This window comes from Pseudomonadota bacterium (assembly GCA_016719885.1).
GTDB lineage: Bacteria > Pseudomonadota > Gammaproteobacteria.
Map to the genome: position 1 here is coordinate 113497 of JADJYF010000002.1, position 15092 is coordinate 128588.

Consider the following 15092-nt stretch of genomic DNA (forward strand, 5'->3'; position numbering starts at 1 on the left):
CGGCCGGCGCATGACGAGCTTGGGGGAAGCTCAGAGCGTGATCAGTTGCGGAATGTCTTCGAGCGCCTGTTCGTCCATGTAGACGATTTGGTCCGACAGCAGGTTGCGCATTTCTTCGACTTCGCGGTAGAGCTGGTTGGCGGAAGCGAGCTTGACCTCGAACTGCTTCTTGGCTTCCTGCAGCTGCGCTTTCTGGCGGCTGATCTTGTTGGCCAGCGCTATCAGTTTCTTGTAATAGACCCGCACCAGCTGCTCCTTGTCGTGGTACTCGGCGGCGTAGCTCTCGCGGATCTTGATCTCCTTCTGGCGCATTTCCTCGATGTTCGCCTCGCGCATGCGCGCAAGCTTGGTCTGGTATTCGACCGCGACCAGCGCGGATTTGGCATCGACCGCCTTGGCCACCTCGCGCCGCAGGCGGGTTTCCATCTCCGCCAACAGGACGCTGATGGCATCGCGCGGCGCCTCGGCGCGCGATGCGCCGGCGGCAGGCCCGTCGCGGTCCATCTCGAGCGGCGCCAGTGATGAAGGCGTGGGGTCGCCGCCATCCAGGTCGTCGTGCTGCTGTTCCAGTTCGTCGATGATGTCGGCCAGGCTGCGGCCGGAGGCGGTGTCGGTGAATTGGTCGACTGGAGTGGTGTCGTGCATGGCTTGTTTTGCCTCCGCGTAGGTCGATAGCCCGGCGATTCTGGTAAGGGTGTTGTCCAACGGGTCGTGCGGGCGACCTTCCGTGGCGCCGTCGATATCCTGGTAGTCCGGCAGGCTCATCTCGGCGCCGGGAAACTTGATGACCGTGACGTTGGTCGCCTCGTCGGCCGCCGGCGGCCGTGTGATGAGCGATGGCTCGCGTGCGCCGATGGTGGCGAGCGTGTCGGTGACGTAGGCGACGTCGAAGCCGCGCTCGGCGAGCAGGAATGCGCCGATGGCGCACTGGTCGACATCGTCGCCCACCACCAGATAGCGGAAATCCTTGCGCAGCCGGTTGCTCTGCAGTCGCAGCATGTTGACCGGGATGTTCTCGCTGCCCATCAGCGCGCCGGAGGCGTGGTCTTCCGGATAGCGGATGTCCAGCCACACGCCGCCGTCACCGACCTCCGCCCGGGCTGCCGTGAAGCCGACCGGCTGCAGCACCTTGGAGAGGATCAGCTCGACGAAATCCTGTTTGCCGAGACGCATGAGCTGGCCGTCGGACAGCATGGTGACGGTGGCATTGCGCGGACGGTTGGCGATCAGGGCTTCTTCGCCGAAGGCCATGCCCGGTCCGAGGTCGGCGAGATGGATCTGGCCGCGCCCGCCGGCGATGGAGCGTGACACTTCGCAGTAGCCGCTCTCGATCACGTAGTAGTAGTCGCCGGCCGCGCCTTGTTGCACCACCACCTGGTCGGCCTTGCAGCTCACCTGTTCCATGTGCGCGAAGATGCGCTGGATGTTGGTAGCCGGCAGTACCGAGAACAGCTCCGACTGCAGCATGCGAATCATCCAGTCGGACGAGCGGGCGGTGGCAATTTCGCTGACCTCCAACTCGTCGCTGACGTTCTGGCCGGCGACATCGGCCTCGCTGACGAGGCGGTCGAGCATGTTGCGGCGGAAGATCACCAGCTTGGCGTTGTCGACGGCACGCACGCTGTAACGCTTGCGGCCCGGCGGATCGAGCGGTCGCAGGGCGGCCTTGTGGGTGGCGGACAATGTGCGGGTGATCTTGCCGTGGTAGATGAGTTCGATGGTGCCGGCCAGGAGGTAGTAGACGAGGTCGTCGACATGGCCTTGCGGGTACACCACCTGGCCGCGCGAGTAACTGCGGACTTCCGCCAGCTGCACGGCGCGATCCTGCAGCGGCCTGGGCAGCCTCTGCAGCGGCACGAAGGCGCGGATGTGAGTCTCGATATCCATCGTTCCCTGTCCGTTGACGTCCTGTCGAACTCTTGCGAATCTGATAGTTACGAGAGGTAATTATATTTAATTCTTAGAAAAGGAAAAGGCCGGCCGGCACCGCGCAGAGCACGCTCGCGGGGGCTGGTGTCGAACGATGATCGGCAAAAGTCCGGGCCTGGCGCGGCTAGTTGGGGACGGGCCCGGCGTGGCATGCGTGGGGCCGCCTCGGGGTGTGTATCGGACAGCGCGCGCACGGCGAGCGGGCGCGCCGGGCAAGGCATCCGTGGCCGGTCAAGGCGCGGTTTGAATGTGCGAATTCACTCGCACATTCAACGTGTCGCTGTCCCGTCTCAGTCCTTGTAATCCGCCGCCCGCTTCGCCAGGAAAGCGTTGATGCCTTCCTCGAAGAAGCCGGCGCTCGCGCACAGGATCTGTCCTCGGTCTTCCATCGCCACCGCGGCGTCGAGGCTGGGCGCGTCGACGGACAGGTTGAGGCCTTCCTTGGTCAGGCGCAGCCCGAGCGGTGAGGTCTTGAGCATGTCGTCCGCGATGTCGCGCGCGGTCGCTTCGAGGTCGTCGAACGGCACCACGGCCGACACCAGGCCCAGGCGTTCGGCGCGCTCGGCCGAGATCATGCGGCCGGTCATCATCAGCTCCGCCGCCACCGACTGGCCGACGGCGCGCGGCAGGAAATAGCTGATGCCAACGTCGCAACCGGTCAGGCCGATCTTGACCATGGCCACGTTCATCTTGACGTCGGGAGTCACCACGCGCACGTCCGAGGCCAGCACGAAGGCGAAGCCGCCGCCGGTCGCCGCGCCGTGGGCGAGACACACGATGGGCTGCGGACAGCGACGCATGCGCAGGTACACCTCGGCGACCTGGCGCTGGAAGCGCATCCCCACCACCGGGCCCGCGCTCACGCCATCGGCGGCAAAGAGGTCATAACCGGCGCACAGGCCGCGGCCGGCGCCGCGCAGCATCACCACCCGCACGGCATGATTGAACTGCAGGCCGCCGAAGTAGTGCTGCAGTTCGTCGCACATCTCGGGCGTGATGGCATTGAGACGTTCGGGACGGTTCAAGGTCAGCCAGTCGATGGCGCCTTCGTGACGGATTTCGATGGTCTGGTAGTTCATGGGACTCCCCTCGGTTTCTCGAAGTGGCCTGCCGCGCGGGTGACGCGGCGCCACGGCATGGCGGTGACGCGTCAGGACACGCGCAGCAACAGGCCTTTCAGGTACTCGCCTTCCGGAAAGGCCAGCGCTATCGGGTGATCGGGCGTGGCATGCAGTTGGCGCAACAGCTGCGCGTCCACGCCGGCGTCCTGCGCGGCGCCGGCCACGATCTTGCGGAACAGGTCCGCGCTCACGCCGCCGGAACATGAAAACGTCGCCAGCACGCCGCCTGGGCGCAATAGCTTGAGTGCCAGCAGGTTGATGTCCTTGTAGCCGCGCGCGGCGCGCTCGGCGGTGGCGGCGGTCGGCGCGAACTTCGGCGGGTCGAGCACGATCACATCGAAGTGCCGGTTCTGATCGCGCAGCTTGCGCAGTTGCTTGAACACATCGTCTTCAATCAGCGTGCAGCGCTCGGCGGGCAAGGCGTTCAGTGCGAGGTGGCGTTGCACCTGGGCCAGCGCGGCGGCCGACGAATCGATGGCGGTGACATGGCGCGCGCCGGCCTTGAGCGCCTGCAGGGCAAAGCCGCCGCTGTAACAGAACGCGTCGAGCACCTCGGCGTCGGCGGCCAGCGCGCCGACCAGCGCACGGTTCTCGCGCTGGTCTAGGTAATGACCGGTCTTGTGACCGTGCGCGAGATCGACCTCGACCGCGAGACCGTTCTCGATGCAGGTGATGCGCGTATCGGCGAGCGTGCCGCGCAACAGGCCACTGGCGGCGTCCAGGCCTTCGACTTCCAACACGTCGGAATCGGAGCGTTCGTAGAGCGCGCGTGCGCCGGTCAGTGACATGAGCGCGTCGGCAATCACCTCGCGCCAGCGGCGCGCGCCGGCGCTGGTGGCCTGCATCACCAGCACTTCGCCGAAGCGGTCGACCACCAGGCCCGGCAGGCCATCGGACTCGCCGTGCACGAGGCGCACGCCGCCGTCGGGCGCGGTGGGCAGCAGTCGTTCACGCATGGCGATGGCCGCCGCCAGGCGTGCCGCGAAGAAGGCCGCGTCGATCACGACATCTTCGCGCCAGGCCCAGATGCGCACGCGGATGTTCGACACCGGGTTCCACGCGCCGTGGCCGAGAAAGCGTCCGTCGTTGGCATACACGCTGACGCTGTCGCCGAGTTGCGGCGCGCCCTGCACCTTGTCGATGGCGCCCGAGAATACCCACGGATGACGGCGCAGCAGGGAGCGTTCGCGGTCGCGTTTGAGAATGATTTTCTGCATGGACTGGCGACCTTGTGGCTGAGGACGGGAACACGATGCGCATGCGGCGCGGTGGTCGGGCCGCCGCTGACGCGAAAGGCGCACATGCTAGCGGGATGGCCGAGCTATTTCACGCGCGCCGCGCGGGGCGGCGTGGCGGGCGGAATCAAGTACCATGCGCAAGGGCCGGCGCGAGGCCCGCTCGATACGTTCGCGCACACGATTCCCGGAGCAGCAGCATGGCAAGAGATCAATTCAACTTGAGCGGTAAGATAGCGGTGGTGGCCGGCGCCAGCCGCGGCATCGGCCAGGAGATCGCCAAGATCCTCGGCGAGTACGGCGCCCACGTGGTGTGCCTGAGCCGCGGCGCCGATGGTTGCGCCGAGACCGTGGCGGCCATCGAGGCACTCGGCGGCAGCGCCGAGATGCGCGCCTGCCACATCGGCCGCGTCGAGCAGATAGACGCGTTCTACCAGTACATGGACGAACGTCACGGACGCGTCGACATCCTGGTCAACAACGCCGCCGCCAATCCCTATTACGGCCACATCCTCGATACCGACGTGGCGTCCTTCGACAAGACCGTGGAAGTGAACCTGCGCGGCTATTTCTTCATGGCCATCGGCGCCGGGCGCCGCATGCGCAACCAGGGCGGCGGCGCGATCGTCAACGTCGCGTCCGCCAATGCGCTGTCGCCCGGTGACAAGCAGGGCGTGTATTCCATGACCAAGGCCGGCATCCACAACATGAGCAAGGCGCTGGCGCGCGAGTGCGGCCAGTTCGGCATCCGTGTCAATACCCTGGTGCCGGGGCTCACCCGCACCAAGTTCGCCATGGCACTGCACGACGATGAAGAATTCATGGCCAAGCAGATGCCGCACACGCCGCTCGCGCGCGGCGCCGATCCGAGTGAAATGGCGGGCGCGGTCTTGTACCTGGTGTCGGACGCGGCGTCTTACACGACCGGCAGTTCCATCGTCATCGATGGCGGCTATCTCGCCTGAGGCGGGAACCGCGCAGGGAGACTCAGCCATGGCAGAGCAACTTTTCGCGATCGTGTTCAAGGGACGGCTGCGCGCCGGTGCCGATGGCGCCGAGGTACGCGCCAACTTCGCCAAGCTGTTCAACATCGACGCGGCGCGCGTCGAGCAGATGTTCAGCGGCCAGGCGGTCATCATCAAGAAAGGTCTCGACCTGCTGGCGGCGGACAAGTACAAGGCCGCCCTGGCCAAGGCCGGCGCCGAGGTCGATGTGATCGACATGGCGGCGACGGTGGCGACGCCCGCGCCGGCCAAGCCCGCCGCCGCGCCGCCGGCCGCGGCATCCGAGGCGATCAGGCCCGCGCCCGCCGACGCCCCGCCGCGCGCCGCGACGCCAGCCGAGCCGCGCCGGCCGTCGATGCCATGGCGGTGCGCAACGCCCCGCCCGCCGCTCTGCGTGGCACGCCGACGGCGCTGGACACCACCCTGGCCGAGCCCGGCGTGGTGCTGGTCGAGGCCGTGCATGTGCCGGCGCCGGCCATCGCCACCGAGCACCTGGCGATGGCCGAAGTGGGCGCCACGATGGTCGATTACACGCCGCCGCCCGCGGCTGACTACGATCTCTCCAATCTCACCCTCGCCGAAGCGGGCGTGACCCTGGTCGAAGCGCGCAAGACTCCCGTCCCGGCGTTCGATTTGAGCGGTTTGTCGCTGGACGAATCCGCGCCCCGCTGAGCGCCTGGCCACGGCCCGTCGCGGTCGGCGGGCGCGGCGTTCTGTGTTTCAATAGCCGCCCCGGCAACGGGCCCCATTGAACCTGATATTCCGACCTGACATTCCGAGACATCATGAGTCTGCTCCTCAATCCTCGCGACATCGATTTCAATCTCTACGAACTGCTGGACACCGAAGCCCTCACCCGCACGCCGCGCTACGCGGAACACGATCGCGCGGTGTTCGATGCCGTCATCGAAGCGGCGCGCGTGCTGGCGGAAGAACAGTTCGCGCCACATGCCGCCAAGCTCGACGCCAACGAGCCGAGCTTCGACGGCAAGCACGTGACGCTGCCGGCCGAACTCAAGCAGGCGCTGGACGCCTACATCGCCGGTGGCTTCATGGGCATCGCCGCCGAAGCCGAACACGGCGGCATGCAGTTGCCGTGGGTGGTGGGGCAGGCCGCCTGCGCATGGTTCGCGGCCGCCGACGTGTCGGCCAATTCCTATCCGCTCATCACCCACTCGGCCGTCAACCTGTTATCGGAATTCGGCAGCGAGGATCAGAAGCAGCGTTACCTGGAACCGATGGTGGCGGGGCGCTTCTTCGGCACCATGTGCCTGTCCGAGCCGCAGGCCGGCTCGTCGCTGTCGGACATCCAGCTGCGCGCCGAACCGACCGACGCCGGCCATTACCTCATCAAGGGCACCAAGATGTGGATCTCGGGCGGCGAGCACGGGCTGTCCGAGAACATCGTGCACCTGGTGCTGGCCAAGATCCCCGGTGGTCCGCCCGGCGTGAAAGGCATCTCGCTGTTCGTGGTGCCCAAGTTTCGCGTCAACGACGACGGCACACTGGGCGCACGCAACAACGTGCAGCTGGTCAGCCTGAACCACAAGATGGGCTTTCGCGGCATCACCAACACCGTGCTCAATTTCGGCGAAGGCGGCGAGTGTCATGGCTGGCTGGTCGGGCCCATGCACCAGGGCCTGTTCTGCATGTTCCGCATGATGAACGAGATGCGCATCGGTATCGGCATGGCGGCCTGCGTGCTGGGCTATACCGCCTACCTGCACTCGCTGAAGTACGCGCGCGAGCGGCCGCAGGGTCGTCATCCGCTGGAGAAGAACCCGGCTTCGCCGCAGGTGCCGATCATCCAGCACGCCGACATCAAGCGCCTGCTGCTGGCGCAGAAGAGCGCGGCGGAGGGTTCATTCACCTTGCTGTTGCACTGTGCATGGCTCATCGACCGCCAGCGTACCGAGAGCGACGACGCCGAGCGCGCGCGCATCGGCCTCATGCTCGACATCCTCACGCCGATCGCGAAGTCCTGGCCGTCGGAGTTCTGCCTGGAGGGCAACAAGCACGCCATCCAGATCCTGGGCGGCTATGGCTATACGCGTGAATTCCCGCTCGAGCGCCTGTATCGCGACGCGCGCCTGAATCCCATCCATGAAGGCACCCACGGCATCCAGGGCATCGACCTGCTGGGCCGCAAGGTCAGCATCCAGGACGGCGCGGCGTTCAAGGTGCTTCAGGAGGAATACCGCAAGACCCTGGCCGAAGCCGAGTCGGTGCCCGCGCTCGCCGAATACCATGCCGCGCTGGCGGCGGCCGTCACCGCCATCGTCGACACCACCGCCGCGCTCGACGCGCTGCGCGCGAGCGGCGACGTCAATCGCGCGCTCGCCAATGCCACGCTGTACCTCGACGCCTTCGGCCACGTGGTGCTGGGCTGGGTGTGGCTGCGCCAGGCGCTGGTCGCCGAGCGCGCGCTGGCGCAGGCGGTCGGCTCCGATGTCGATTTCTACCAGGGCAAGCTCAATGCCTGCCGGTACTTCTACCGTTACGAATTGCCCAAGGTGGCGGAACGCTGCGCTCTCTTGGCGCGCTTCGACGACACCTGCCTCGCCACCGACGAAAACTGGTTCTGATTGGAGCGCCATCCCATGAGCAACGCCAAGTCCGCCGTTCAAAGTTACGAGCAAGCGCGCGCCAGCTTCCAATGGTCGCCGCCGGCGCGCTTCAATTTCGCGCGCGATGTCATCGATCAATGGGCGGCCAAGGACGCCACCAAGCTCGCCCTGTGGTGGGTCGATGACGATGGCCACGAACACAAGCGCACCTTCGCCGAAGTGCGCGATCGCTCCTGCCAGCTGGCCAATGCCCTCAGCGGGGCCGGCATCAAGCGCGGCGACACCATCGTGCTCATGCTCGGGCGCAATCTCGAATGGTGGGAAATCGTCACGGCCGGCATCCGCATGGGCGTGATCCTGTCGCCGGGCACCACGCAGCTGTCGCCCAAGGACATCGCCTACCGCATGAACGCGGCCAAGGCCACCGTCTTCATCACCGATGTCGCGAACGCCGCCAAGCTCGACGAAGTGGCCGAGCAATGTCCGACCCTGCGCGCGCGCATCCTGGTCGATGGCGAGCGCGACGGCTGGCAGAGCTACGACAAGCTCATGCAGGGCCAGAGCAGCGCGTTCGAGACCGCCGACACCGCCTTCGACGAAGATGCACTGTGCTATTTCACGTCCGGCACCACCGGCTATCCCAAGATGACCATCCATGGTCACGGCTATGGCCTCGCGCACCAGATCACCGGCCGCTACTGGCTGGATCTCTCGCCCGACGACGTGCACTGGAACATCAGCGACACCGGCTGGGCCAAGGCTGCCTACAGCAGTTACTTCGGGCCGTGGAACATGGGCGCGACGGTGTTCGTGCATCACTCGCCGGTGTTCGATGCGAAGAAGACGCTCGATCTGCTCGCGCACTATCCCATCACCACCCTGTGCGGCGCGCCGACGGTGTATCGCATGGTGGTGCTGCAGGACCTGTCGGCCTACAAGTTTCCGCACCTGCGTCATTGCGTGGGCGCCGGCGAGCCGCTCAACCCCGAAGTCATCGAAACCTGGAAGCGCGCCACCGGCCTCGTCATCCGCGATGGCTACGGCCAGACCGAGACCGTGCTGGTGTGCGGCAACCATCCGTCCATCACGCCGCGTTTCGGCTCCATGGGCAAACCCATGCCGGGCGTGGAGATGGCCATCATCGACGAACAAGGTCAGCCCCTGGCGCCGCAACAGGAAGGCGACATCGCGATTCGCGTGAAGCCGCTGCGCGCGCCCGGCCTGTTCCGCGACTATCGCGGCGATCCGGAGCGCTTCAACGCCTGCTTCATCGGCGACTGGTACCTGACCGGCGATCGCGGTTACATCGATGAAGACGGTTATTTCTGGTTCGTCAGTCGCGCCGACGACGTGATCCTGTCGGCCGGTTACCGCATCGGTCCGTTCGAAGTGGAAAGCGCCCTGATCGAACACCCCGCGGTGGCGGAGTCGGCGGTGGTGGCGAGCCCCGATGCCTTGCGCGGCGACGTGGTCAAGGCCTTCGTGGTGTTGGCGCCGGGTTACAGCGGCAGCGATGCGCTGGTCACGGAACTGCAGGAGCATGTGAAGCGTGTGACCGCGCCTTACAAGTATCCGCGTCGCATCGAATTCGTCGACAGTCTGCCCAAGACCGTCAGCGGCAAGATTCGCCGCGTCGAACTGCGTGCGCGGGAAGCGGGCGCGGGTTGATTGCTTTGACGCGTCGAGTCGGCGTCAGGCGAAGCCTGACCCACGGCACGCGAGCCGGGCAGCGCCGAATCCTGTGGGTCAGGCTTAGCCTGACATTCATGCTCGACCGCTGAGCGCCCCGCCGCCCGACGACATCTCGCCCGGCACGCGCCGCGCCGCGGTCGTCATGATCATGCTGAGCTCGGTGGCGACGGCGATGATGCTGTCGACGGTCAACGTCGCCTTGCCCTCCATCGCCAGCGCGCTCGACATCGACGCGGTGATGCTGAGCTGGGTGCCGATGGCCTACCTGTTGGCGAGCGCGGCCTGCGTGCTGAGCCTGGCGCGCATGGCCGACATGTACGGCCGACGGCGCATTTTCCTGTGGGGCACGGTCGGCGTGATCCTGGCCTCGCTGGTCGCCGCCTGCGCCAACAGCGCGGCGGTGCTGCTGGCGGCGCGCGCGCTGCAGGGCATGTCGGCGGCGGCGCTGTTCGCCACCCAGATAGCCATCGTGTCGTCGGTCTATCCGCCGGCCAGGCGCGGCGCCGCCATCGGCGCCAGCATCTCGGCGGTGTATATCGGTCTCTCGCTCGGGCCCTTGCTCGGCGGCCACGTGATCGAAATGTGGTCGTGGCGCGCGGCCTTCCTGCCGCATCTGCCGCTGACGCTGGCGGTGCTCTACCTGTGTCTCGTGCACATGCGCTTCGAGTGGCGGGCCGAGGAGCGCGGCCACTTCGATGTCGTCGGCGCGCTGCTGTACGCGGTCGGCATCATGGTGCTGATGATCGGCCTGTCCAGCCTGCCGAGCGCGCGCGGTCTCGCCATGGTGGCGGGCGGCGCCGCGCTGCTGTGGCTGTTCTTCCGTCACGAACGCGGCGACGACCACCCGATATTCGATGTCGAACTGTTCTACACCAACCGCGTGTTCACCTTGTCCTGTCTCGCCTCGCTGGTGATGTACACCACGACCTTCGCCAACGTCATGCTGGTCAGCCTCTACCTGCAATTGCTGAAGGGCGTGCCGCCGTCGCGCGCCGGCGTGATCATGATGACGCAGCCGGTGGTGATGGCATTGTTCTCGCCGATGGCGGGACGCATGTCGGACCGCATCGAACCGCGCGTGATTGCCTCGCTGGGCATGGCGCTGACCGGCATCGGCCTGGTCGGCTTTGCCTTGCTCGATGAACACAGCGCGCTGCATCTGACGGTGTTGTGTCTCGCCGTCTGCGGATTCGGCTTCAGCCTGTTCAGTTCGCCCAACGTCAACGCCATCATGGGCGCGGTGCCGCCACGGGATTATTCGCGCGCCTCGGGCGCGATGTCGGTGATGCGCGTGATCGGCCAGTTGTGCAGCATGGCGCTGGTGGCGGTGGTGATGGCGTTGTGGCTCGGACCGGTGGCCATCGAGCCCGCCGTCTACCCGGCGCTCGGGCATGCCATTTCCACCTGCTTCGCCTGCGGCGCGCTGCTGTCGCTGGTCGGTATCGCGCTGTCGCTGTCGCGCGGTCGCATGCACGGCCCCGCCAGCACTGCGTGAGCGTTCATCGCAGGGTCTTCCTGCCGCTCTACCTGCCGGCCCTGCTGCTGGGCATTCCCGCCCAGGCGACCTTCATGTTGCTGCCGCTATACGTGCTGGAGCAGGGCGGGAGCGCGGCCACCGCCGCCGCCATCGTCGGGCTGCGCGGCATCGGCATGATGGCCATGGATGTGCCGGCCGGCATGCTGGCCGCGCGCTACGGCGAGAAGGCGGTGATGGTGGTGGCGGTGTCCTTCACCATGCTGGCGTTCGCCGGTTACGGTCTCGCCGACGACATCGGCTGGTTCTATCTCATCGCGTTCATGAACGGCTGCGGCAGCAGCACCTTCCTGTTGGGACGCATGAGCTATGTGTCGGCCTATTGCACGGCCGCCGAGCGCGGCCGCGTGATCGCGATGATCGCGGGCTCGGTGCGGGCCTCGGCCTTGCTCGGGCCGATGGCCGGCGGCGCGCTCGCGCACTACGCGGGCTACTCGGTGACCTTCCTGTGCGCGGCGCTGTCGGTGTTGTTGGCGATGCTGTGCGTGTTCGTGTTCGCGCGCGCCGAGGCGCCGAGCGCGCGGCCACTCGAGTGGCGGACCATCCCCAGGCTCGCCCTGGAGTATCGACGCGTGTTCGCCACCGCCGGCGTGGCGGCGGTGTCCTTCATGTTGATGCGCGAATCACGCACGGTGCTGTTGCCGCTGATCGGCGCCAGCCTCGCGCTCGACGCGCAGCAGATCGGCAGCATCGTGTCGGCCTCGGCGCTGGTCGACATCGCGTTCTTCTACCCGGCCGGCGTGATCATGGACCGTTACGGCCGGCGCGCCACCGCCGTGCCGAGCTCCATGCTGTTCGTCGTCACGCTCGCCGCCATGACCTTGGCCACGGGTTATCACAGCCTGCTGATGGTGGCGCTGGTGGTGGGCGTGGCCAATGGCATGTCGACCGGCATCGTCATGACGCTCGGCACCGATCTCGCGCCGCCCGGACGTCGCAGTGAATTCCTCGGACTGTGGCGCTTGCTCACCGATGCCGGCACCTCGGCCGGACCGATGGTCATCAGCGCGCTGCTGGCGGTGGTGCCGCTCGGCAGCGCGGCGCTGGGCGTGGCCGCGCTCGGCGCGCTGGGCAGTTTCGTGGTGTATCGCTTCGTCGAGGAAACGCGGACGTTTTGATCGGCTCCTCTGTGGGTCAGACTTCAGTCCGACTTCCGCACGCAAACCACCAGCCTTCGATACCTGGTCAATGTCAGACTGAAGTCTGACCCACAATTGGGACCTCTGTGGATCGGACTTCGGTGGTCACTGCCGCGCGTCACGCATCCAGCGTTTGCGCCGTCCCCAGTTGAAGAACAGCCGTCGCGCCGGCACCTGGCGGCCGGCGAGGCGCTGCACCAGGGTGTCCAGCACCAGCTTCTGCACTTCCATCATGTCGAGGCTGGCGGTGTCCTCGATGCGGATCCAGCGCAGGTCTTCCAATTCGCCGTCGCCGGCCAGTTCGCCGCTGAACAAGTCGGCGGGCGCCGCGAAAAAGCGCGCGTGGTATCGGATCGGCTGGTGGCTGGGCGTGATGGCGCGTCCCAGGAATTCGAGCTCGCCGAGATCCGGCGCGCGCGCGGCGCGCGGAAGGCGTCCCCAGGTGGCATGGCCGACAGCGCCGACGCTGCCCGGCACGCCGAACATCAGCCCGGCTTCCTCGTGCGCCTCGCGCACCGCCGCCATGGCCAGCGCATTGGCCTTGCTGTGCGAGCTTGCCACCGCCAACTGCGGCACCAGCTCCGCCGCCAGCGGCCGTGCCGGCTGCGCGCGGTAATCGGCGCGATCGAGCCCGCCGCCCGGAAACACGTACACGCCAGGCTTGAAACGCGCCTTGTTGCCGCGCCGCCCCATCAGCACTTCGTGATGGGTGTTGCGGCGACGATGGATGACCAGGCTGGCGGCATCGCGGGGGCGGACTGGAGGCATGGCGCGCGTACATCTCTTTGCCGGGGACCGGCCCGGACTTTAGCACAGCCATGGCATCGCGCTGGGCGCGGGGCGGCCTCGCGTCTATACTGCACCGCGATGATTGCCTGCCTGCCTCGCCTCGCGTTCAACGCGCTCGTCCTGCGTCTGTCACTGTTGCTGATCTGCCTGGCCGTCTGCGCGCCGGCCATGGCGGTGCCGACCCTGCCCGGCACCGACAGCGTCGAGGCGGCGTCGGCCGCCACGCCTAGCCTGCCCGATCCGCGCAATCTCGATCCCGAGTGGTGGAATTACTTCGTGGTCGGCGAAGACCCCGACGGCAAGCTGCTCGATACGCGCTACGCGGCCTTCATCAAGCAGCTCGATACCATCGCCGCCGGCATGAGCGGCGAGCCGCGCGACGACGTGGCGCAGCTGCGCGCCAGCATCGAGCGCCATTACGGCCGCTATAAGCGCACCTTGCAGGCGCCGACCGCGCCGGCGCCGCCGACGCCGACCATGAAAGAAGCCTACCCGCTCGACGACGTGCTGGAGCTCGGCCGCGAGAACGAACAGCTGCGCCGCGCCGCCGACCTGGAAGCGCAGGAGATCACGCTCATCGAGCGCTCGCTGGCGCTGGGGCGCAATGAACAGGACGCCGCCAAGCTGCGTTATCGCGATCTCGCGCCGGACAGCGCCGAGCGCACCGTCGAAGGCGTGCGCCTGGTCCGCGACCGCCTGCGCATCGAGACGCTCAACCAGGAACTGCGCTGGCGGCGGGTGCACCAGTCGGCCTTGCAGGCGGAGCTCGACCAGCACATGAAGCTGCTGGCCACGGCCGGCGAGCGTATCGAATGCACCTCGAGCGCGCTGGCCGAGTGGCAGCGCATCGAGAAGGACGCGGCCAAGGCCGCGCACAACGCCGGCGCCGACCTCATGAAGCTGCAGCTGACCAGCTCCATGGCGCTCGCCACCAGTCCCGATGAGCGCGCGCAGGCGCGCTATCACGAAGTCAAATCGCAGCGTCGCAGCGTCGATTGCGATCGCCGAGGCGCGCGCCGCGCCACCGCGGTGCTGGCGCAGCGCCTCCTGCAGCGCGTGGCCGAGCGCAACACCGCCGAGCCGGCCGCCGATCGCACGCTGTTGCGCAAGCAACAGGCGCTGCTCGACAAGCAGGCGCGACTCGCCACCGAGCAGGCGCGCGCCAACCAGCTGCGCAGCGCCATCACCATTGAACGCGAATCCTCCGACGAGCCGTCGGTAGGCGCGCTCTACGACCGCGCGCGCAATGAACTGACCGGTGTCGAAACGGCGCTGGAAGATCTTGCCGCGCAGCTGCGCAGCGGCACGCAGCTCGTCGACATGCTCGATGCGCGCCTGCGCGAACGCGAAGGGCGCATGGGCCAGAGCGTGCGACTGCTGAAGGACGCCGTGCGCGGCAGCATCGCCGAGGCCCATGCGCTGCTCGGCGCGCCGTTGTTCGAAGTCAACGAAACGCCCGTCACCAGCCTTGGCCTCATTCGTCTCGGCCTTATCCTCACCATCGCGTGGTGGGTGTCGGCCCTGATGCGCGGCGCCCTGCAGCGCCTGGGGCCGAGCTATTCGGCGTTTAACGCGGCCTCGCTCTACACTGTCGGGCGCGTGCTGCATTACGTCTTGCTGACCATCGGTATCGTGGTCGGCCTGTCGTCGATTGGCGTCGATCTGACCAAGTTCGCGCTGTTCGCCAGCGCCCTCGGTATCGGCGTCGGTTTCGGCCTGCAGACCCTGATCAGCAATTTCGTGGCCGGTCTCATCATCCTGTTCGAGAAGAGCCTCAACGTCGGCGACCTCATCGAACTGCAGTCCGGCGTGACCGGCATGGTGAAGGAAATCAACATGCGCGCCACGCGCATCACCACCGGCGACAATGTCGACATCCTGGTGCCGAACGCCGAATTCATGAGCAGCAAGGTCATGAACTGGACGCTGGAGGCCTGTCGGCGTCTGCATGTGCCGTTCACCGTGACCTACGATACCGACAAGGAACAGGTGCGCAAAGGCAGCGCTGGCCGCCGCTCACGATGTCGAACACACCTTGCTGCACAACCCGGCGCGAGAACCGCAGGTGTGGCTGGTGCGCTT

Annotated in this window: 11 protein-coding genes; 7 read left to right on the forward strand and 4 right to left on the reverse strand. The window is 66.9% G+C overall.

The genetic code is table 11. From position 1 onward, the window contains the following. Window positions 1-30: 30 nt before the first annotated feature. The 3 genes from IPM80_02995 to IPM80_03005 form a co-directional block, all read right to left on the reverse strand. Window positions 31-1887, reverse strand: coding sequence for a cyclic nucleotide-binding domain-containing protein (locus IPM80_02995; GenBank protein ID MBK8957405.1), 1857 nt, complete (start codon window positions 1885-1887; stop codon window positions 31-33). Window positions 1888-2219: 332 nt separating this feature from the next. Continuing rightward, window positions 2220-3008, reverse strand: coding sequence for an enoyl-CoA hydratase/isomerase family protein (locus tag IPM80_03000; protein ID MBK8957406.1), 789 nt, complete (start codon window positions 3006-3008; stop codon window positions 2220-2222). A 71-nt stretch (window positions 3009-3079) separates the two neighbouring features. After that, complete coding sequence (locus tag IPM80_03005) at window positions 3080-4267, reverse strand: class I SAM-dependent methyltransferase (GenBank protein MBK8957407.1); 1188 nt, start codon at window positions 4265-4267, stop codon at window positions 3080-3082. Window positions 4268-4485: 218 nt separating this feature from the next. On the opposite strand from IPM80_03005, the gene IPM80_03010 reads away from it, so the two are divergent. The 6 genes from IPM80_03010 (at window position 4486) to IPM80_03035 (ending at window position 12200) form a co-directional block, all read left to right on the forward strand. After that, window positions 4486-5250: an SDR family oxidoreductase gene (locus tag IPM80_03010; GenBank protein MBK8957408.1), complete on the forward strand. Its 765-nt coding sequence runs from the start codon at window positions 4486-4488 to the stop codon at window positions 5248-5250. Window positions 5251-5649: 399 nt separating this feature from the next. Further along, entirely contained in the window at window positions 5650-5961 is a 312-nt protein-coding gene (locus IPM80_03015; protein MBK8957409.1) for a hypothetical protein, read from the forward strand. A 110-nt stretch (window positions 5962-6071) separates the two neighbouring features. Continuing rightward, window positions 6072-7874, forward strand: a complete 1803-nt coding sequence (locus IPM80_03020; protein MBK8957410.1) for an acyl-CoA dehydrogenase — start codon at window positions 6072-6074, stop codon at window positions 7872-7874. A 15-nt stretch (window positions 7875-7889) separates the two neighbouring features. After that, window positions 7890-9524 (forward strand): AMP-binding protein, encoded by a 1635-nt coding sequence (locus IPM80_03025; GenBank protein MBK8957411.1) that lies wholly within the window; start codon window positions 7890-7892, stop codon window positions 9522-9524. A 166-nt stretch (window positions 9525-9690) separates the two neighbouring features. Beyond that, entirely contained in the window at window positions 9691-11043 is a 1353-nt protein-coding gene (locus IPM80_03030; protein ID MBK8957412.1) for an MFS transporter, read from the forward strand. Then, a complete protein-coding gene (locus IPM80_03035) occupies window positions 11040-12200 on the forward strand; it encodes an MFS transporter (GenBank protein ID MBK8957413.1) in 1161 nt (386 codons plus the stop codon). Before IPM80_03030 ends, IPM80_03035 begins: the two co-directional genes overlap by 4 nt. Window positions 12201-12326: 126 nt before the next feature. Here the strand turns inward: IPM80_03035 and IPM80_03040 are convergent, their stop codons facing one another. Next, window positions 12327-12989, reverse strand: a complete 663-nt coding sequence (locus tag IPM80_03040) for an NUDIX hydrolase (GenBank protein MBK8957414.1) — start codon at window positions 12987-12989, stop codon at window positions 12327-12329. A gap of 99 nt (window positions 12990-13088) precedes the next feature. Here IPM80_03040 and IPM80_03045 point away from each other — a divergent pair. Continuing rightward, window positions 13089-15092: mechanosensitive ion channel (locus tag IPM80_03045; GenBank protein MBK8957415.1), on the forward strand; the 2004-nt coding region annotated here is incomplete at its 3' end.